A 19,186-nucleotide genomic window follows, 5' to 3' on the forward strand; every position below is an offset into this window, starting at 1 on the left:
GCGGCAGCAGGAGATCACACACTCCCTGACGACCGCCGCCCGCTTCGCCGATCACCCCGCCATCCAGCTTCATCTTGTCGGAGGGCGCATCCCGCACCGCACCTGCGCCGCCGTGGACGCCTGGGCGCAGCGCGCCTACGGCGAGGTCCGCGCCGACGTCCTGTTCGTGGCTGCCAACGGCGTCTCCGCCGAACAGGGACTGACCACTCCTGACCTCGCGGAGGCCGCGGTCAAGCGCGCGGCCATGGCCGCGGCCCGCCGTGTGGTGCTCCTCACCGACTCCTCCGAGTACGGCCAGGAGTACTTCGCCCGGTTCGGCGGCCTGAGCGACGTGGACCTGCTGATCACCGACAGCGGGCTGAGCCCCGACAACGCAGCCGTCATGGAACGCGGCGGCATGGAAGTAGTGCGCGCATGATTCTCACCGTCACCCCGAACCCGTCCCTCGACCGGACCTACGAGGTCCCGTCGCTCGACCGCGGCGAGGTCATCCGCGCCACCGGTGAGCGCACCGACCCGGGCGGCAAGGGGGTCAACGTCTCAAGAGCCGTGACCGCCGCCGGGCAGCACACGGTGGCCGTACTGCCGCTGGGCGGTGCGCCGGGAGCGCTGGTCTCCGATCTGCTCGACGCCCAGGGCATCGAGGTCGCGCCCGTCCCGATCGCCGGCCCCACCCGCTCGAACATCGCCCTCGCCGAGGCGGACGGGGTGCTCACCAAGATCAACGCGCCGGGTCCGGAGCTGTCCGCCGCCGAGCAGGAGCTGCTGCTGGAGACGGTGCGCGAGCAGTCCCGTGACGCGGACTGGATCGCCTGCTGCGGCAGCCTGCCGCGCGGACTCGCGCCGTCCTGGTACGCCGATGTGGTCGCCCGGGCGCACGCCGGCGGCGCGCGGATCGCGCTCGACACCTCGGGTGCCGCGCTGCTGGAGGCGCTGCGAGAGCAGCCCGATGTCGTCAAGCCCAACGCCGAGGAACTGGCCCAGGCCGTCGGACGCCCCCTGACGACCGTGGGCGACGCGCTGAAGGCGGCCGAGGAACTGCGCGCCATGGGCGCCCGTGCCGTGCTGGCGAGCCTGGGCGCCGACGGGCAGCTGCTCGTGGACGACGCCGGCACCTGGTTCGGCAGCGCACGCGTGGACGTCGTGCGCAGCAATGTCGGCGCGGGCGACTCCTCGCTGGCCGGCTTCCTGATCGCCGGCGGCAGCGGGCCCCAGGCGCTGGCCTCCGCCATCGCGCACGGCGCCGCGGCCGTACAGCTGCCGGGAAGCGTGATGCCGACCCCGGACGACCTCGACCCGACGGCCGTGACGGTCACGGACGACATCCCGGTGGACCGGGTACTGACCGAACCGGTGTCCTGAGCGCGCCGACCGGCGCTACACCCCAGCCGTCCCCGGCACCCCGGCCGCGGACGACTCCCTGGACCGGCCATTCGAGCGGTGAGCCCCCGATTCTCGCTGTGGCCGACCGGAGGCGGGGCCTGAACGGGCCCCGCCTCCACACCCTCCCCCCTCCCTCCCCTCCCCGCTTTCCCTCATGGCGGCCGTGATGGCGGCCGGTATGGTGCCGCCGCTGGCCATGGCCCTCGCCACCACCGTCCGCGGCAAGCTCTTCACCGAGACCGAGACCGAGACCGAGACCGAGACCGAGAACGGCAAGGCCGCCTGGGTCCTCGGCCTCTCCTTCATCTCCGAAGGCGCGATCCCGTTTGCCGCGGCCGACCCGCTGCGCGTCATCCCCTCCTCGATGGCGGGCGGCGCGGTCACCGTCGTCGTCCTGAAGGGCATGCGCAAGCCGGGCCAGGAGAACACTTCCGGCACGCCGGTGGGTGCGGCTGCGGCGACGGCGAACGCCGAGGGCAGCGAGGACACCAAGCAGCCAGCGACGGCCTGACGGCCTTCACCGCCACTCTGTCCCTTTGGGGCGGTGTGAGCCGATTACATCACATGCGAGGTACGTCACGGTCCGGGGCTGCAGCCCCGGACCGTGGTGTCTACTGGAACGCATGCCTGAGCATGTCGCGATCGCCCGGCTGGCCGGACTGACCGTTCTCGCCGCGGTAACCGCCCTCTGGCTGGTCTTCTTCCAGCACCTCCTGCGCCGCCGCCGCATGATGGCCGCCGTACGGAACGCCGTACAGAACGAGGCCATCCGCACGGTGTACCGAGAGCTGCCCGCCGCCCCCGGCCCGTCCGAGCCCGCGAACGGTCCCGAGCCGAAGCCCGTGGAACTGACCCCGGAGGAACAGGCCGCCTTCGCCGGCCTGGTACGGCAGTTCGGCGACAGCCGCTGACGGCGACCGCCGAGTCCCCGCCGGAGCGGGCGCACAGGCGGTCCGGGTCCGCGGCCCCGCCGGGTCACCCCCTCAGGACAGCCGCCCCGCCCGCCGCTCCATGGCGTCCCTGGCTGCGTCCTCCGTGCCGTACACCTCGCACATGTGCCGCCCGTCCGGGGTCGCCGTGTGCTCGACCTCCCACAGGGAGAGCTCCCTGCCGTCCCGCAGCAGGAACGCGTGCTCGTAGAGCGAGAAGCACAGCCCGATACGTCCCGCGCGGCAGGGGCGCCCGAACGCCTGCGTGATCTGGTGCGCGAAGGCCGTGGTCAATAACTCGGCGATTTCCGTGTCCGGCCGGTCCTGGTTCTCCGCGCGGCGCAGCAGCCGACGCGCGTGGTCCGCCGAATCGTCCGGCACATACACATGCCGGGGCTCGGGCATCGGTGACAGCTGCACCAGCACCGGCAGCTCGAAGTCCGGGGTGTCCGGCGGCAGCGGCAGCCGGGCCGTCGCGGTGTGCAGCTCCTCCTCGTCCACATACACCTCGTGCTCGGCCGCGGCGCCGGGCAGGCTGTTGTGGACCAGCTCCCAGAGCGTCAGCGCCGAACCGTCGGCGAGCAGCCAGGTGTGCCGGTACGTCTCGCTGTGCAGCCCCGCGCTGTGGTGCGCGGAGTGCAGTGAACCGGCGTACGCCAGCGCGCAGTCGAGCCGCCGTATCGTCTCGTCGGGCAGCTCGAAGGAGTTCAGGGCACGGCCGAGGAGTCGCTCGAGGTGCTCCTCAGGAGACTCGGGCGACTCGGGTGGCTCGTACGCTGCCGTCTCGTACGGAACGCTCAAGGCTTCTCCCGGCGTTGCTGCATGTCACCTTGTGGGTGCATACCGTAGCCCCTCGGCCGGACATCATGTCCGGGAACCGAGAAAACGTATGCGCGGAAAACGCGCGGGCCGCGCGAAAAGTTCCCGCGCGGCCCGGTAGACCGTGGAAAATGCCTGGTCAGGTGAGGGTGGGGCCGTCGGAAGGACGGCCGGGGACGGTCAGAGATGGCCGGAGATGATCGGTGACGGCCCGAGAGGGCCGGCACCTGCCGGGATCAGGCGGAGCTGCCTGACGTCCACTCGCTCCACGACAGATTCCAGCCGTTGAGCCCGTTGTCGGGCGCGACCGTTTTGTCGGGGGAGTTCTTGACGATCACCACGTCACCGATCAGCGAGTCGCCGAAGAACCAGCTCGCGGGCGTGCCGCCCGAGCCGCCGCCCTGCACGTCCGCCAGCCCCACACAGCCGTGGCTGGTGCCCTCCCGGCCGAACGGCGGATTCCCCTTGTTGTACCAGTAGTTGCCGTGGATGAAGGTGCCCGAGGTGGTCAGGCGCATCGCGTCCGGCACGTCCGGGATGTCGTACTCACCGCCCAGACCGACCGTCTGGCTGTTCATCCGGGTCTGCTTGAACTTCTCGGAGATCACCATCTGCCCGTTGTAGGTGGTGTGCTCCGGGCTGCCCGTCGAGACCGGGAGCGTCTTGAGAGTCTTGCCGTCCCGCATGATCGTCATGGTCTGCGTGTTCGCGTCGACCGTGGACACCTGAGACCGGCCGATCGTGAAGGTCACGGTCTTCCTCTGCACACCGAAGGCGCCGTTCGCGCCCTGCACACCGTCCAGGTCGATCTTCATCGTGACCTTGGAGCCGGCCTTCCAGTACTCCTCGGGCCGGAAGTCGAGCCGCTGCGCCCCGAACCAGTGCCCGACGACCTGCTGCCCGCTGCTGGACGTGACCGTGATGTGCGACTGCACGGCCTTCTTGTCGCTGATCACCTTGTCGAAGGTGAACGACACCGGCATCCCCACACCGACCGTGGTGCCGTCGTCCGGCGTGTACGTCCCGATGAAACTGTTGGCCGAAGTGACCGTCGTGAAGATCGAGTTGGCCGCCGCGGTACGGCCGCTGCCGTCCTTCGCGGTCGCCGAGATCGCGTACTTGGTGCCGCGCTCCAGCTGCTGCTTCGGCTTCCAGACGGTGCCGTCCGCGGAGATCGTGCCCGCCACGGCCTGCCCAGAGTCCGACACGGTCATCTTCACCTCGGTCAGCCGTCCGCGGCTGACCTTCACGCCGGTCGTGTTGATCGACGCGCTCGTGGAGCCGTCCTTGGCCGAGATCACGATCTGCGCGGTCGAGGTCTTGGCGTCCTTGCCGCCCTTGCCGTTGTCGGCGTCGTCCTTGGCGTTGGCGCTGCCGCCGCACGCGGTGAGGGCGAAGGTGCCGACCATCAGGGCGGCACAGGCCACCAGTGCGCGCCGCGCTGCTATGTCCGGCCTTGTCACGGGCTGCTCCAGGTTCGTGTGGTGTGCGTCATCCGCTCCAGTGCGTGGAGAGAGAGGGGAAGGGCGGCGGGGAAGGTTCCCGCCGATCGCTCTCCGTATCGTCGCGTGACAGAACCGGGACAATCGCACAGCACGCACGCGTTCCGGGGGCCCCTCCCCCCTCCCTCCCCCCGCCCCCGCCCCGCCCCACCACCACCTCCTCACCACCCCCTTCGCGCTCCCGCCCCCTCCCTACCCCCTCCCGTACACCTCCCCGTACGACAGCCACACCCCGCCCGCCCCCGCCCCGGCTCCCGTCCCCGCCGTCGTCACCGACTCCGCTGCGCGTACCGCGCGGACGATGGCGCGGGTCACGGTGTCCGCGCCCGCCGCGAGGAGGTCGTTGAGCGCGAGCGGGTTTCCGGCGTCCAGCGGGTGGGCGCCGGTGGCCAGTGCGAACACCGTGTCGCCGTCGTTGAGCAGGTGCACCGGCCGCACGGCGCGCGCGATGCCGTCATGCGCCGTGCCGGCGAGCTTCTGCGCCTGGGCCTTCGACAGATCGGCGTCCGTTGCGACCACGGCGAGCGTCGTGTTGAGGGGGACGGGCGCGTTCTTAGCGGCGGCCTCGGCCAGCCGGCGGCGTGCCGCCTCGTGCACGTGCGGCTCCGGGTAGGTCACCCGGCCCTGGAACAACTCGCCGTACAGCGCGCCCGTCTCCGGGTCCACGGCCGACCCCGCGGCGTTGGCGACGACCAGGGCGGCCACCGTGATCCCGGAACCGAGGACGGTGCTCGCCGTGCCGACGCCGCCCTTGAGCTGGCCCACGGCGGCGCCCGTTCCGGCGCCTGCGCACCCCTCGGGCACCGGCGCGCCCGGTGTGCTCGCGGCGGCGTCCTCGACCGCCGCGCGTCCGGTGGCCGCGTCCGGCCGGGCCCGGAAGTCTCCGCCGCGCCCCAGGTCGAAGACGCACGCGGCGGGCACCACCGGCACGACGTGCGACGGGTCGGGCCCCACGCGCACCCCGCGCCCGCGCTCCTCCAGCCAGGCCATCACGCCGGACGCCGCATCGAGTCCGTACGCACTCCCTCCGGTCAGGACGATCGCCTCCACCTTCCGTACCACGTTGCGCGGGTCGAGGGCGTCGGTCTCCTTGGTCCCGGGGCCGCCCCCGCGTACGTCCACGGCCGCCACGGCCCCGCCCTCCGGTGCGAGGACGACCGTGGTGCCGGTGAGCCAGCCGTCCCCGGTGCGGGTCGCGTGCCCGACGCGCACCCCGGCGACATCCGTCAAAGCGTCGACTGTCATGCCGATCAGTCTTGCCGGGCCGCCCGGCGGCCACTCCTGCCGACGCGCCCGCCGCCGCACCCACGCCGGCCCCAACTGCTCCCGCGACCACCGCCAGCGCGCACACCGCGGCCGTCGCGAATACCGCCCGGGCCCCGGTAAGAGCGCCGCAGAGCGACAGCAATAGCACCACGAGTAATACGGCGGCCGGCACAGTTGAGCGCAGAGCCGCGCGCATGCGCGGAAATTCCAGAAAACAATTGCGCAGCGCTTCACAAGCGGTCAAAGGAACAAGGTCCCGCCCAAAACACCAGGTCGCAGGGTATGGGCCCCCGTTTGATCGATCATCGATAGGACCTTTGGGTCCACATGGGGGACCAAAGCAACTCCCCGAACGCTTGCCATGGGCGTGCAATGGATGCGTACCGACGAAGCGATGCGGAAGGTGCGCGTCATGACTGCCACTCCTGCGGAATCCAACACCGTCACTCCTGCTGCGGCGGAGAGGGCGACCGACACGCCAGCGACGGGAGATGCCTGGGAAGGCTTCCGCGGCGGCCTCTGGCGCGACGCCGTCGACGTCCGGGATTTTGTCCAGAACAACTACACCCCCTACGAGGGTGACTCCTCCTTCCTCGCCGGCCCCACCGAGCGGACCACGAAGGTATGGGACAAGCTCCTCGGGATGTTCCCGACCGAGATCGAGCGCGGTGTCTACGACGTCGACACCAAGACCCCGTCCCGTATCGACGCCTTCGAGCCCGGCTACATCGAGAAGGACCTCGACGTGATCGTCGGTCTCCAGACCGATGCGCCGCTCAAGCGGGCGATCATGCCGAACGGTGGCTGGCGCATGGTCGAGGGCGCCCTCAACGCCTATGGCTACGAGGCCGACCAGCGGGTCGCCGAGATCTACACCAAGCTCCGCAAGACCCACAACGACGGTGTCTTCGACGCCTACACCCCCGAGATCCGCGCCTGCCGCTCCTCCGGCATCATCACCGGCCTCCCCGACGCCTACGGCCGCGGCCGCATCATCGGTGACTACCGCCGCGTCGCCCTCTACGGTGTCGACAAGCTCATCGAGGCCAAGCTCGCCGACAAGGCCGCCCTCGACGCCGACTGGCCGAGCGACCGCGTCATGCAGGAGCGCGAGGAGACCAGCGAGCAGATCAAGGCCCTCAAGGAGCTCAAGGCCATGGCCGGCTCCTACGGCTTCGACATCTCGGGTCCGGCCCGCACCGGCCGTGAGGCCGTCCAGTGGCTGTACTTCGCCTACCTCGGCGCCGTCAAGGAGCAGAACGGCGCGGCCATGTCGATCGGCCGCATCGACGCGTTCCTCGACATCTTCCTCCAGCGGGACATCGAGGCCGGTCTCCTGACCGAGTCCGAGGCCCAGGAGATCATCGACGACTTCGTCATCAAGCTCCGTATCGTCCGCTTCCTGCGCACCCCGGAGTACAACGAGCTCTACTCCGGCGACCCCACCTGGGTCACCTGGTCGATGGGCGGTATCGGTGCCGACGGGCGGCCGCTGGTCACCCGCACCACCTTCCGCGCGCTGAACACCCTGTACAACCTCGGTGCCGCGCCGGAGCCGAACCTCACCGTCTTCTGGTCGCCGCAGCTGCCGGAGCCGTTCAAGAAGTTCGCGTCCCAGGTCGCCATCGACACCAGCGCCCTCCAGTTCGAGTCCGACGAGCTGATGCGCCCGAAGTACGGTGACGACACCGCGATCGCCTGCTGCGTCTCCGCGATGGCGATGGGCAAGCAGATGCAGTTCTTCGGCGCCCGTGTGAACGTCGCCAAGGCCCTGCTCTACGCGATCAACGGTGGCCGCGACGAGAAGTCCGGCAAGACCGTCGTCCAGGGCTTCGAGCCGATCACCGGCGAGTACCTCGAGTACGAGACCCTGCTCAAGCAGTACGACGCGATGCTGGACTGGCTGGCCAAGACCTACGTCCACGCGCTCAACGTCATCCACTACATGCACGACAAGTACGCCTACGAGCGCCTGGAGATGGCCCTCCACGACAAGGTGATCCTGCGCACCATGGCGTGCGGCATCGCCGGTCTGTCGGTCGCCGCCGACTCGCTCTCGGCCGTCAAGTACGCGCGTGTCAAGGTCATCCGTGACGAGACCGGCCTTGCCGTCGACTACGAGATCGAGGGCGAGTACCCGGCCTACGGCAACAACGACGACCAGGCCGACGACATCGCCAAGTGGCTCGTCCACGAGTTCATGGAGAAGGTCCGCCGGCACCCGACGTACCGCGACGCGGTGCACACCCAGTCGGTGCTGACGATCACCTCGAACGTCGTCTACGGCAAGAAGACCGGCAACACGCCGGACGGCCGTCGCGGCGGCACCCCCTTCGCACCGGGCGCCAACCCGATGAACGGGCGTGACGAGCACGGCTACATCGCCTCGGCGATGTCCGTCGCGAAGCTCCCGTACGACGACGCGGAGGACGGCATCTCGCTGACCAACACGATCACCCCGGACGCCCTGGGCCGTAACCCCGAGGAGCGCACCGCCAACCTCGCGGGTGTCCTGGACGGATTCATGGGCAGCGACGGCTTCCACATGAACGTGAACGTGCTGGACAAGACGACGCTCGAGGACGCGATGGAGCACCCCGAGAAGTACCCGCAGCTCACCATCCGGGTCTCCGGTTACGCTGTGAACTTCATCCGCCTGACCCGTGAGCAGCAGCTCGACGTCATCAACCGCACCTTCCACGGCTCGCTCTGAGAGAGAGGGACGATGACCATGCTTCTCCCGCCTGCGTCGGCCATGCCGGCGTGGGCGGGGTGCCCCGTCGACGAGGCCACCACCTCGGCTGAGCAGGCCATCCCGTCCACGCCGATCACTCCTTCCACTCCGTCCACGCCGGCCGCCGCCGTGGCCCGTCGGCCGGCGGTGGGCTCGGTCCACTCGTGGGACCTCTCGACCGGGGTCGACGGACCCGGTACCCGCTTCGTGACCTTCCTGTCCGGCTGCCCGCTCACCTGCCTGTACTGCCACAATCCCGACACGTGGCGGATGCGGAACGGCAAGCGGACCAGCGCCGACGACGTGGTCGCCGAAGCGGGGAAGTACCAGCGTTTCATCGCGGCCTCCGGTGGCGGCGCCACCGTCAGCGGCGGCGAACCGCTGCTCCAGCCGGTGTTCACCGGCGAGCTGCTGAACCGCTTCAAGCACGAACTCGGTCTGCACACCGCCCTGGACACCTCGGGCTTCCTCGGGGTCCGCGCCACGGACGCTCTGCTCCGTGACACCGACCTCGTCCTGCTCGACATCAAGTCCTGGGACCGTGAGACCTACCGCCGGGTCACCGGCCGCCCGCTCCAGCCGACGCTCGACTTCGCGCACCGGCTGGTGGACCTCGGCAAGGAGGTCCATGTGCGGTTCGTGCTGGTGCCGGGTCTCACCGACGCACCGGAGAATGTCGAGGGAGTCGCGGCCTTCGCGGCCACCCTCGGCAATGTCTCCCGCGTCGACGTCCTGCCCTTCCACAAGCTGGGCGAGGCGAAGTGGCAGGCACTCGGCAAGGAATTCACCCTGCACGACACACCCAGCCCGACACCGGAGCAGACGGCACAGGCCAAGGCCATCTTCACGGCCTACGGACTCTTCGCGGTGTGAACCCGAACCCACGGGACGACCGGCATCCGATCCGAAGCGATCGGGCTGGTCGTTCCCCTTTTCACCGGGTTCCGGCGTCGCCGTCTCCGCCGGAACACCCCAGCACCGGCGGCCGACCCGGCCGGGGAGCGCGCCCCGGCACCGGCCGCGCCCCGAGTCGTACCCTGGAGCCATGAACAGCGACCCCGCCCCCGAACCGCGCGGCCCGAAGGCCGCGCTGATCTTCGAAGACCCGCTGAACCAGCAGTCGGCGGACGACACGGACCGCGGGTGGGGCGAGCGCGGCGACTCCGACAGCGCCGCCGACCTGAGGCGCTTCCTCGACGAGAAGCCGCCCCACCACCTCTGAACCGCGCGCCGCAGAGCCGCCGTGAGACACCGGCGGGCTAGGGCCTGTCCGGCGGATCGAGTCGGAGGAAACCGACGGCACCCGTCGACCCAGGTGAGCGGGGGCTGGTGCGTGCAGCTGCAAGGCGGAGGAGGGAGTCGACGCGGAGCGTCGGCGACTGACGACAACGCCGCAGATGTGCGTGCCAGCCCCCGCGTCTCCGGCATGATCCGTCGGACAGGCCCTAAGGCCGCCCGTAACCGGAGCCGGAGGAGGGGCCGGAGCCGCGCTGTGCGATCAGCTCGTCGCGGATCTGCTTCAGCACCTCCAGCTCGGTCACCTCGAGGGTCTCCTTCACGCCTTCCTTCGCCTTCCGGCGGGCCTCCATCCGGGCCAGATAGCGGGACATGGGCAGCACCATCAGGAAGTACACCACCGCCGCGGTGATCACGAAGTTGAGGGTCGACCCGAGCACGGAGCCCCAGAGTATCTGGACACCCGTTTTGACCGATCCATCCGGGTTCAGCTTGCACGGGTCCTTCAGACAACTGCTGTAGCTGTCCAGGCTCTTGGTGCCCATCGCACCGACCACAGGGTTGATGACGCCCTTCACCACCGAGGTCACGATGTTGGTGAAGGCCGCGCCGATGACCACGGCGACTGCCAGATCGACGACGTTGCCGCGCATCAGAAAGGCTTTGAAGCCCTGCCAGACGCTCGGTTTGCTCTCTCTCAACTCGGGGCCTCTCCTCGGGGACACAGGTCGTGGAACAGACAACTCCGCAACCTACGTCAATCCGCGGCGGCTGTGGCCGGTTCCGGTCCATGAGCGCGAGACCCGGCAGGAGGCTGCCAAGGAGGCGGCGCGCAAGGTTCAGCACAGCGTCACCGCCAGCCGCGCGGTAGCGCTCGCGCCCACCAATCGCGCCGCGGTGGAACGGGGCACCGAGAGCACGACCAGGGCCCCGCTCTCCCCGTCGTCCACAGCCTCGGGCACCTTCGCCACCCGCGCTCCTCGCGCGATCACGTGGGCGTCGGCGCCCGCCGCGGGTCCCTCGGCCGCGATGATGTCGACCCGGTCGCCGGGCCGCAGCAGTCGTACGGTGGCGGCGTCGGCGATCCGCACCGGCGCGGCCACCGGCCGGGCCGGTGGTGAGGCCGCCGGGCGCTGCCGGGCCGCCTCCGCCACCGGACGACCGGGTACCGGGACCCTGGGATGCGCCTCCGTCCCGGCCCGCGGGCCCGTCGCCAGAAGCGCCGCCGCGGCCACCGCCGGCCCGGCCGCCAGGATCGGTGCACAGCGCCGTACGAGCCGCTGGAAGCCGTACCATCCGCCGCGCACCCGCACGGGAGGGAACAGCGGGATCTCGGACGTCGGCGGGACGTCGGTGCCGGGCGGGCGCGGTGAGGACGCGGTCGGCCGGAAGACCGGCGGGAAGACCTCGTGAAGGGCCGACCTGGGGAGAGGCTGATGCTGCGGCGAGGACCGGTGGGGGAACAACGATGAAGCGGAGCCGGACATGGGGGATCACCACCTGCGACGAGGGAGCGGCTTGCGATGCCCCCACGATGGGGCTTCGCCGTGCCGCTCGCCCGGGCCGGTGGACGACCCGTCGGTTGTGGAAAACTCCGCCACCCGAAGGAGGGGTTCCGCAGGGAGCAGCCCTCGTCGCGGCCTGGTTCACCGCCTGCGCACGGCTCTGCTCCCGTCACCGGCGACCGCCGGCCGGCAACTGGCGCAGCCTGCGACCGCAGCGGGCCCCGCCCCCGTTACGGCAGCGCGAATCCCGGATCCATCCCGCCGAGTGCCGTCGTGCACAGGCATTCCCGCACCGCGTTGTCGGGGAGGGCGGCCACAGCGTCGAAGAGCACCCCGCGCAGCCGGTCCACATTGGCCGCGAACACCCTCAGCACCTCCTCGTGCGAGACGCCCTCACCGGACTCGGCGCCCGCGTCGAGGTCGGTGACCAGGGTCATCGAGGTGTAGCAGAGCTCCAGTTCACGGGCGAGCGCGGCCTCGGGGTGACCGGTCATACCGACCACCGACCAGCCCTGCGCCTGATGCCACAGCGACTCGGCGCGCGTCGAGAAGCGCGGCCCCTCGATCACGACCAGCGTGCCGCCGTCCACAGGTTCCCAGTCCCGGCCGTGCGCCGCCTTCAGCGCGGCGGCCCGGCCCGCGGGGCAGTAGGGGTCGGCCAGCGACACATGCACCACGTTCGGCACCGAGCCGTCGGGCAGCGGCAGCCCGTCGAAGTAGGAGCCCGCCCGGGACTTCGTACGGTCCACCAGTTGGTCCGGCACCAGCAGTGTGCCCGGGCCGTACTCGGGGCGCAGCCCGCCCACCGCGCAGGGGCCCAGCACCTGGCGCACCCCGAGGGAGCGCAGCGCCCAGAGATTGGCGCGGTAGTTGATGCGGTGCGGCGGCAGATGGTGGCCGCGGCCGTGCCGGGGGAGGAAGGCGACCCGCCGGCCGGCGATCTCACCGAGGAAGAGGGAGTCGCTGGGCGGTCCGTAGGGGGTGTCCACCTGGACCTCGGTCACGTCGTCGAGGAACGAGTAGAAGCCGGAACCGCCGATTACGCCGATCTCTGCGTTCGCCATGCCCAGCACAGTAACCCGCCCGGCGGAACGGCGGGGCGCGTGGCCGGCTGCGTGACGGCGCACCCCGCCTGCGGGAACGCCGAGGACCCTGCCGTCGTACGACGGCAGGGTCCCCCGGAGAAGTGTCAGGCGGCCGAGCTGCTGGCGGAGCTCGACGACGACGTCGTGGAGCTCGACTTGGCGGCGGAGCCAGCGGAATCCGTGGAGCTCGACGAGGCCGCCGGCTTCGACTTCGCGGGGCTGCTGCTCGACGAGGAGCCGCGGCTGTCGTTGCGGTAGAAGCCGGAGCCCTTGAAGACGATGCCGACCGCGGAGAACACCTTCTTCAGACGTCCACCGCAGCTGGGGCACTCGGTCAGGGCGTCGTCGGTGAACTTCTGGACCGCCTCGAGGCCCTCGCCGCACTCGGTGCACTGGTACTGGTAGGTCGGCACTGAATTTCCTCCTGGCACTCTCACTCGATGAGTGCTAACGACGGTCCATAGTGACGTATTCCCCGGCGTCAGTCCACCGTGACCGGCAGGCGGTGACCGACGCCACGCGCCACGGTCCGGCCTGTGGGACGTGCCACCAGACGCGAGCGCAGCGCCACGAGGGTGACCAGGGCCAGCGCCGTGCCGCCCATCGGCACCAGGAACCCGGCGCCGTCCCACAGCCGGTCCTCCAGTTGTCCGGCGACGGTGACGGCCGCCGCCTGGCCCAGTGCGACCGCGCCGGTCAGCCAGGTGAACGCCTCGGTGCGGGACGCGGCGGGGACCAGGCCGTCGACCAGGGTGTATCCGGTGATCAGGGCGGGCGCGACGGTCGTGCCGACGAGGAGGCCGAGACCGGCGAGGACGAGCACCGAGTGCGCCGTCCACAGAGCGGCCGCGACCAGCGTGAGGGCGGTGTAGCCGATCAGCAGACGGCGCTGCGGGGCCGCCTTCCAGGCGACGGCGCCGCACACGACGCCGGAGAGCATGTTGCCCGCGGCGAAGACGCCGTACAGGACGCCGTTCAGACCGGGCCGGCCGATCGACTCGCTGAACGCGGCCAGCGAGACCTGCATCCCGCCGAAGACGGCCCCGATGCCCAGGAAGGTCACCACGAGCACCCGTACGCCGGGCACACCGAGCGCCGAGGCGTGCTTCACGCGCGCGTGCCCGCTGCCGCCGGCGGCCACCGGCGGCTCGGTGCTCCTGCACGCGGCGAACAGCAGCCCGCCGACGAGGGTCAGCGTCGCCTCCGCGATCAGGCCCGCGGCCGGGGCCACGGAGGTGCACAGGGCCGTGGCGAGGAGCGGGCCGACGACGAAGGTCAGCTCGTCGGTGACGGACTCGAAGGCCGCCGCGGTGGCCATCAGAGGTGAGTTCTTGAGCTTCACGCCCCAGCGGGCGCGCACCATGGGCCCGATCTGCGGCACCGACGCGCCGGTCGGCACTGCCGCCGCGAACAGCGCCCACAGGGGGGCGTGCGCCAGGGCGAGCGCGGTGAGGCCCAGCCCCGACACGGCGTGCACGAGGGCGCCGGGAATCAGCACCGCGCGCTGGCCGTGCCGGTCGGCCAGGCGGCCGCTGTAGGGCGCGAAGAGCGCCATCGCCACGCCGGTGACGGCCGCCACGGCGCCTGCCGCGCCGTAGGAGCCGGTGGTGTGCTGCACCAGCAGCACCATGGACAGGGTGAGCATCGCGAACGGCTGGCGTGCCGCGAGACCCGGTACCAGGAAGGTCCAGGCGCCGCGGGTGCGCAGCAGTTGCCCGTACCCCGGGCGGGAGGCGGTTTCCGTCGTGTTCTGTGCGGGCTCAGGGGTGACCGTGGATGCCACGGCCCGTGCCTTTCTGCCGCCTGGTAGCGCGCCCGTGAGGGGCGCCGAGAGCTGTCCTCGGTGCGCGGAACTGCGGTAGATGCCGGTGCCCGTCACAGGGGGCGATCCGACCGCCATACGGTCGCGCCAGCTCTGCGTCAGGCAGAGTTGGTTCGATCAGAGTGCCGTTTCATCGTACCGGGATCATGACCGGCCGGGCCTGTGAGAAGAGGCACTACGCGCGCGTGGTGCCCGCGAGCGGTGATCGCCCGGACGGCATCGGGCGCCGCCCGGGTCCGTTTCCAGCCATGGTCGATGTGCGTTTCACTTCCCGTTGCGACCGGTCATTCCCAGCCAGCCCGCCAGCTTGCCGCCCTGGGCGACCGCGCGCAGCCGCCGCTCGGCCGCGTCGCGGACGGGGTCGGTGGTGACCACCAGCAGTTCGTCGCCGCGGCGCAGGACCGTCGAGGGCATCGGCACGAACGACTTCCCGTCCCGTACGACGAGGGTGACGGCGGCCCCGGCTGGAAGCCGCAGCTCGCTGATCTCGACGCCGTGCATCCGGGAGCCGTCGGGGATCGCCACGGACAGCAGATGGCCGCGCAGCCGCTCCAGGGGCGCCGACTCGATGCCGAGGTCGGCGGCCTCCTCGGGCCCGCCGAGCTTCAGCGCCCGGGCCAGCCAGGGCAGGGTCGGGCCCTGGACCAGGGTGTAGACGACGACCAGGACGAAGACGATGTTGAAGATGCGCCGGCTGTCCTCGACGCCGTTCACCATGGGGATCGTCGCCAGGATGATGGGCACGGCGCCGCGCAGCCCCGCCCAGGACATCAGAGCCTGTTCCGCCCAGGGCACCCGGAACGGCGTCAGGCACAGCAGGACGCTCAGCGGGCGCGCGACCATGGTCAGCACCAGCCCGATGACGATCGCCGGCCAGATGTCGTTGCCGATCGCGTGCGGAGTGACCAGCAGACCGAGCAGGACGAACATGCCGATCTGGGCGATCCAGCCGAGCCCGTCGGCGAAGCCTCGGGTGGCGGGCCAGTGCGGCAGCTTGGCGTTGCCCATCACCATGGCGGCCAGGTAGACGGCCAGGAAGCCGCTGCCGTGCGCCAGGGCGCCCGTCGCGTACGCGGTGACCGCGATGGCCATGACGGCGATCGGGTAGAGGCCGGAGGCGGGCAGCGCCACATGCCTGAGTCCCCAGGCGCCGAGCCAGCCCACGGTGAGTCCGATGGCGGCGCCGATGGCCAGCTCCAGCGCGATCTCGCCCACCAGCACGTACCAGTGCTCGACGGGGCCCGCGGTGGAGAAGGCGACGACCAGGATGACGACGGGCGCGTCGTTGAAGCCCGACTCTGCCTCCAGCATGCCCGTCACGCGCGCGGGGAGGGGGATCCTGCGCAGCACGGAGAACACCGCCGCCGCGTCCGTCGAGGACACCACCGCGCCGATGATCAGCGCCTGCCGCCACTCCAGCCCGATCAGCCAGTGCGCACCCGCCGCGGTGACGCCGACGCTCACGGCGACACCGGCGGACGCCAGGGTGGCGGCCGCGGGCAGCACTGGCCGGATCTCCTTCCACTTCGTGCCGAGACCGCCCTCGGTGAGGATCACGGCCAGGGCCGCGTACCCGATGACCTGCGTCAGTTCGGCGTTGTCGAAGCGGATGTCGCCGATCCCGTCCTGGCCCATGGCGACGCCGATGCCCAGGTAGACGAGCAGGCTGGGGAGCCCGCTGCGCGAGGAGATCCGGACCGCCGCGACGGCGATGAGCAGGACGAGCGAGCAGACGAGCAGAAGCTGGTTGAGGTGGTGAACAGTCAGCGGCCGTACCTTTCTGGTCCCTGGGGCGCCGGAACCCCGCAGGGGCTCCCGGCACACGTCCGGTGGGCACGAAGCGGGCAGCCACTTCGCGGCAAGTACTTCATTACCTTACCTAATTCTTGACGCTTTCTTGACGCTTTCGGCGGCATGATCGAACATCCGGCCGCACAGATCCCCACTCCGCGTCAAGCACGGCGGGGCCCTGCGCCTATGGTTGCTCCAGCACTCCAGGACCGCCTGCCGCTCGCGTTAGGACAGCAAGGACAGCGATGCCCCCCAACACCACCGCCACAACCGGTGACAAGCCCGGCAAGTCCGGCAGGAAGAAGGGGCGCAAAGCCCGTCTGGTCGTCCTCGTTCTGGTGATGGCGCTGGTCGGCGGCGTCGCCTACGGGGGGTACTGGTCGGTGAGCACGGTGCGCGCCTCCTTCCCGCAGACCACGGGATCCATCACACTCGACGGCCTGTCAGGCCCGGTCGAAGTGAAGCGGGACGGGTACGGCATCCCGCAGATCTACGCCTCGTCCGACGCCGACCTGTTCATGGCGCAGGGCTACGTCCAGGCGCAGGACCGGTTCTACGAGATGGACGTCCGCCGCCACATGACCTCCGGGCGCCTGTCGGAGATGTTCGGCAAGGACCAGGTCAAGAACGACGAGTTCCTGCGCACCCTGGGCTGGGACCGGGTGGCGAAGAAGGAGTACGACACCAAGCTGTCGTCCGCCACGAAGAAGAACCTCCAGGCGTACGCGGCGGGAGTCAACGCCTACCTCAAGGGCAAGGACGACAAGGACATCTCCCTCGAGTACGCCGCCCTCGGGTTCACCAACGACTACAAGCCTGAGCAGTGGACCCCGGTCGACTCGGTCTCCTGGCTGAAGGCGATGGCCTGGGACCTGCGCGGCAACATGCAGGACGAGATCGACCGCGCCCTGATGACCAGCCGCCTCGGCCCCAAGCAGATCGCCGACCTGTACCCGGACTACCCGTACAGCCGCAACAAGGCGATCGTCCAGGAGGGCCAGTACGACGAGCTCACCAAGGCGTTCACCCAGGGAAGCGCCACGACGTCCACTGGGACGACGGCGGGCACGACCGGCACCACGAGCACCACGACGACGGGTTCGGCCCTCACAAGCCAACTGGGGGGCCTCTACACGGTCCTCGACGGCCTGCCCACGGCTGTCGGTGTGAACGGTCAGGGCATAGGTTCCAACTCCTGGGTGGTGGCCGGGCGGTACACCATCACCGGCAAGCCGCTGCTGGCCAACGACCCGCACCTGTCGGCCTCGCTGCCGTCCGTCTGGTACCAGATGGGCCTGCACTGCCGCACGGTCTCCAGCAAGTGCCAGTACGACGTCACGGGCTACACCTTCGCCGGCATGCCCGGCGTGATCATCGGCCACAACGCCGACATCTCCTGGGGCATGACCAACTCCGGCGTCGACGTCACCGACCTCTACCTGGAGAAGCTCAGCGGCGACGGCTACCTGTACGACGGCAAGGTCGTGCCCTTCAAGACCCGCGAGGAGACCATCAAGGTCGCCGGCGGGGCGTCCAAGAAGATCGTCGTCCGTGCGACCCAGGACGGCAGCCCGCTGCTGTCCGACCGCGACGACGAACTCGTGAAGGTCGGCAAGAAGGCCACCGTCGACACCGCGGCACCCGACCGCGGCGACGGCTACGGCATCGCCCTGCGCTGGACCGCCCTCGACGCGGGCACCACCATGGACGCCGTCTTCGCGATGGACCGGGCCTCCGACTGGACCGAGTTCCGCGCCGCTGCGGCCAAGTTCGACGTGCCCTCGCAGAACCTGGTCTACGCCGACACGAACAACAACATCGGCTACACGCTGCCCGGGAAGATCCCCACGCGCGCACAGGGCGACGACGGATCGATCCCGGCGCCCGGCTGGGACTCGAAGTACAAGTGGAAGGGCTTCATCAAGCAGGCCGAACTGCCCTACGAGTACAACCCGAAGCGCGGCTACATCGTCACCGCCAACCAGGCCGTCGTCGACAAGGACAAGTACCCCTACACGCTGACCACCGACTGGGGCTACGGCGCCCGCAGCCAGCGCATCACCGACCTGATCGAGTCGAAGATCAAGGGCGGCGGCAAGATCTCCACCGACGACATGCGTCAGATGCAGCTCGACAACAGCAGCGAGATCGCCAAGCTGCTGGTGCCCAAGCTGCTGAAGATCGACATCCCGGACAAGGACGTGCGCGAGGCCCAGAAGCTGCTGGAGGGCTGGGACTATACCCAGGACTCCGACTCGGCGGCGGCTGCGTACTTCAACGCCGTCTGGCGCAACATCCTCAAGCTCGCCTTCGGCAACAAGCTGCCCAAGGAGCTGCGGGTCAAGGGCCAGTGCCTGTGGGTTGACAAGATCGACAACACCGGCCCGGTCGACGAGGACGACAGCAAGGTGAGCGAGTGCGGCCAGCGCGACGACGACCAGGCGCAGCCCGACGGCGGCGACCGCTGGTTCGAGGTCGTCCGCAAGCTCATGGACGACGAGAACAGCGACTGGTGGAAGACCCCGAAGGGCGTCGGCAACCGCCCCAAGGCCGAGAACCGCGACCAGCTGTTCAAGCGCGCCATGATCGACGCCCGCTGGGAGCTCACCGCCAAGCTCGGCAAGGACATCGACTCCTGGAACTGGGGCCGGCTGCACCGCCTGTTCCTGAAGAACCAGACCCTCGGCACCGACGGCCCCAGCGCGCTCCGGTACATCCTCAACCGCGGCCCCTGGAAGCTCAGCGGCGGCGAGGCCACGGTCAACGCGACCGGCTGGAACGCGGCGGGCGGCTACGGCGTGGTCTGGGTGCCGTCGATGCGGATGGTCGTGAACCTCGCCGACCTCGACAAGTCCAAGTGGATCAACCTGACCGGCGCCTCGGGACATGCCTTCAGCGCCCACTACACCGACCAGACCGGCAAGTGGACCGAGGGCGAACTGCTGCCCTGGTCGTTCACCGGCAAGGCCGTCGACAAGAGCACGAGCGACACGCTCGTCCTCAAGCCGTAGCCCGCTGACGGCCCGTCGCCGGGCCGGCGGCGGACCGTCAGCGGGCCGTCAGCGGTACGGCAACGGCACGGAAACGGCACGGAAACGGCCCTCCACGCGCGCG

16 protein-coding genes and 1 pseudogene are annotated in these 19,186 nt (G+C 70.2%); 8 read left to right on the forward strand and 9 right to left on the reverse strand.

All coding sequences use genetic code 11. From position 1 onward, the window contains the following. Positions 1-13: 13 nt before the first annotated feature. From ACSYGN_RS23475 to ACSYGN_RS23490, 4 genes and pseudogenes are all read left to right on the forward strand, one after another. A pseudogene (locus ACSYGN_RS23475) lies at positions 14-418 on the forward strand (DeoR/GlpR family DNA-binding transcription regulator); the annotation flags it as partial. After that, positions 415-1,362, forward strand: a complete 948-nt coding sequence (gene pfkB / locus ACSYGN_RS23480; RefSeq protein ID WP_460398722.1) for a 1-phosphofructokinase — start codon at positions 415-417, stop codon at positions 1,360-1,362. The pseudogene ACSYGN_RS23475 and the gene pfkB, both read left to right, overlap by 4 nt. Before the next feature lie 175 nt (positions 1,363-1,537). Beyond that, positions 1,538-1,894, forward strand: a complete 357-nt coding sequence (locus ACSYGN_RS23485; protein ID WP_460403959.1) for a hypothetical protein — start codon at positions 1,538-1,540, stop codon at positions 1,892-1,894. Positions 1,895-2,006: 112 nt separating this feature from the next. Next, positions 2,007-2,294, forward strand: coding sequence for a hypothetical protein (locus ACSYGN_RS23490; RefSeq protein WP_460398724.1), 288 nt, complete (start codon positions 2,007-2,009; stop codon positions 2,292-2,294). 72 nt (positions 2,295-2,366) lie between these two features. On the opposite strand, the gene ACSYGN_RS23495 is transcribed toward ACSYGN_RS23490, so the two are convergent. The 3 genes from ACSYGN_RS23495 to ACSYGN_RS23505 form a co-directional block, all read right to left on the reverse strand. Beyond that, the gene (locus ACSYGN_RS23495; RefSeq protein WP_460398726.1) at positions 2,367-3,113 is read right to left on the reverse strand and encodes a DUF6227 family protein; all 747 of its coding nucleotides are present in this window, start codon (positions 3,111-3,113) and stop codon (positions 2,367-2,369) included. A 254-nt stretch (positions 3,114-3,367) separates the two neighbouring features. Next, entirely contained in the window at positions 3,368-4,594 is a 1,227-nt protein-coding gene (locus ACSYGN_RS23500) for a L,D-transpeptidase (protein ID WP_460398728.1), read from the reverse strand. A gap of 231 nt (positions 4,595-4,825) precedes the next feature. Beyond that, complete coding sequence (locus ACSYGN_RS23505; RefSeq protein ID WP_460398730.1) at positions 4,826-5,878, reverse strand: P1 family peptidase; 1,053 nt, start codon at positions 5,876-5,878, stop codon at positions 4,826-4,828. Positions 5,879-6,311: 433 nt separating this feature from the next. Between ACSYGN_RS23505 and pflB the strand changes: the two genes are divergently transcribed. The 3 genes from pflB (at position 6,312) to ACSYGN_RS23520 (ending at position 9,855) form a co-directional block, all read left to right on the forward strand. Further along, positions 6,312-8,612 carry a formate C-acetyltransferase gene (gene pflB, locus ACSYGN_RS23510; protein ID WP_460398732.1) on the forward strand — a complete coding sequence of 767 codons (2,301 nt, stop codon included), beginning with the start codon at positions 6,312-6,314 and terminating at the stop codon, positions 8,610-8,612. An 18-nt stretch (positions 8,613-8,630) separates the two neighbouring features. Further along, positions 8,631-9,506 (forward strand): pyruvate formate-lyase-activating protein, encoded by an 876-nt coding sequence (gene pflA / locus ACSYGN_RS23515; RefSeq protein ID WP_460398734.1) that lies wholly within the window; start codon positions 8,631-8,633, stop codon positions 9,504-9,506. Positions 9,507-9,678: 172 nt separating this feature from the next. Continuing rightward, positions 9,679-9,855, forward strand: coding sequence for a hypothetical protein (locus tag ACSYGN_RS23520; RefSeq protein WP_460398735.1), 177 nt, complete (start codon positions 9,679-9,681; stop codon positions 9,853-9,855). A gap of 223 nt (positions 9,856-10,078) precedes the next feature. Here the strand turns inward: ACSYGN_RS23520 and mscL are convergent, their stop codons facing one another. The 6 genes from mscL to ACSYGN_RS23550 all read right to left on the reverse strand — a co-directional run bounded on the left by mscL (position 10,079) and on the right by ACSYGN_RS23550 (position 16,105). Beyond that, positions 10,079-10,570: a large conductance mechanosensitive channel protein MscL gene (mscL, locus tag ACSYGN_RS23525; RefSeq protein WP_460398737.1), complete on the reverse strand. Its 492-nt coding sequence runs from the start codon at positions 10,568-10,570 to the stop codon at positions 10,079-10,081. Between the two features lie 138 nt (positions 10,571-10,708). Next, positions 10,709-11,356 (reverse strand): hypothetical protein, encoded by a 648-nt coding sequence (locus tag ACSYGN_RS23530; protein ID WP_460398739.1) that lies wholly within the window; start codon positions 11,354-11,356, stop codon positions 10,709-10,711. A 248-nt stretch (positions 11,357-11,604) separates the two neighbouring features. Beyond that, positions 11,605-12,438: an S-methyl-5'-thioadenosine phosphorylase gene (locus ACSYGN_RS23535; RefSeq protein ID WP_460398741.1), complete on the reverse strand. Its 834-nt coding sequence runs from the start codon at positions 12,436-12,438 to the stop codon at positions 11,605-11,607. Between the two features lie 125 nt (positions 12,439-12,563). Then, a complete protein-coding gene (locus ACSYGN_RS23540; RefSeq protein WP_460398743.1) occupies positions 12,564-12,872 on the reverse strand; it encodes an FmdB family zinc ribbon protein in 309 nt (102 codons plus the stop codon). A 68-nt stretch (positions 12,873-12,940) separates the two neighbouring features. Further along, positions 12,941-14,242 (reverse strand): MFS transporter, encoded by a 1,302-nt coding sequence (locus tag ACSYGN_RS23545; RefSeq protein WP_460398745.1) that lies wholly within the window; start codon positions 14,240-14,242, stop codon positions 12,941-12,943. A 303-nt stretch (positions 14,243-14,545) separates the two neighbouring features. Then, positions 14,546-16,105 (reverse strand): potassium/proton antiporter, encoded by a 1,560-nt coding sequence (locus tag ACSYGN_RS23550; RefSeq protein WP_460398747.1) that lies wholly within the window; start codon positions 16,103-16,105, stop codon positions 14,546-14,548. A 212-nt stretch (positions 16,106-16,317) separates the two neighbouring features. On the opposite strand from ACSYGN_RS23550, the gene ACSYGN_RS23555 reads away from it, so the two are divergent. Then, the gene (locus ACSYGN_RS23555; RefSeq protein ID WP_460398749.1) at positions 16,318-19,083 is read left to right on the forward strand and encodes a penicillin acylase family protein; all 2,766 of its coding nucleotides are present in this window, start codon (positions 16,318-16,320) and stop codon (positions 19,081-19,083) included. Positions 19,084-19,186 lie beyond the last annotated feature (103 nt).

Source organism: Streptomyces sp. YIM S03343, from assembly GCF_054729195.1.

Excerpts from the sequence above, each read along its gene's own strand:
- ACSYGN_RS23490 (WP_460398724.1), top strand. The coding sequence starts at position 2,007 with ATGCCTGAGCATGTCGCGATCGCCCGGCTGGCCGGACTGACCGTTCTC.
- ACSYGN_RS23535 (WP_460398741.1), bottom strand. The coding sequence starts at position 12,438 with ATGGCGAACGCAGAGATCGGCGTAATCGGCGGTTCCGGCTTCTACTCG.
- ACSYGN_RS23485 (WP_460403959.1), top strand. The coding sequence starts at position 1,538 with ATGGCGGCCGTGATGGCGGCCGGTATGGTGCCGCCGCTGGCCATGGCC.
- ACSYGN_RS23505 (WP_460398730.1), bottom strand. The coding sequence starts at position 5,878 with ATGACAGTCGACGCTTTGACGGATGTCGCCGGGGTGCGCGTCGGGCAC.
- pflB (WP_460398732.1), top strand. The coding sequence starts at position 6,312 with ATGACTGCCACTCCTGCGGAATCCAACACCGTCACTCCTGCTGCGGCG.
- pfkB (WP_460398722.1), top strand. The coding sequence starts at position 415 with ATGATTCTCACCGTCACCCCGAACCCGTCCCTCGACCGGACCTACGAG.
- ACSYGN_RS23530 (WP_460398739.1), bottom strand. The coding sequence starts at position 11,356 with ATGTCCGGCTCCGCTTCATCGTTGTTCCCCCACCGGTCCTCGCCGCAG.
- pflA (WP_460398734.1), top strand. The coding sequence starts at position 8,631 with ATGCTTCTCCCGCCTGCGTCGGCCATGCCGGCGTGGGCGGGGTGCCCC.
- ACSYGN_RS23520 (WP_460398735.1), top strand. The coding sequence starts at position 9,679 with ATGAACAGCGACCCCGCCCCCGAACCGCGCGGCCCGAAGGCCGCGCTG.
- ACSYGN_RS23555 (WP_460398749.1), top strand. The coding sequence starts at position 16,318 with ATGCCCCCCAACACCACCGCCACAACCGGTGACAAGCCCGGCAAGTCC.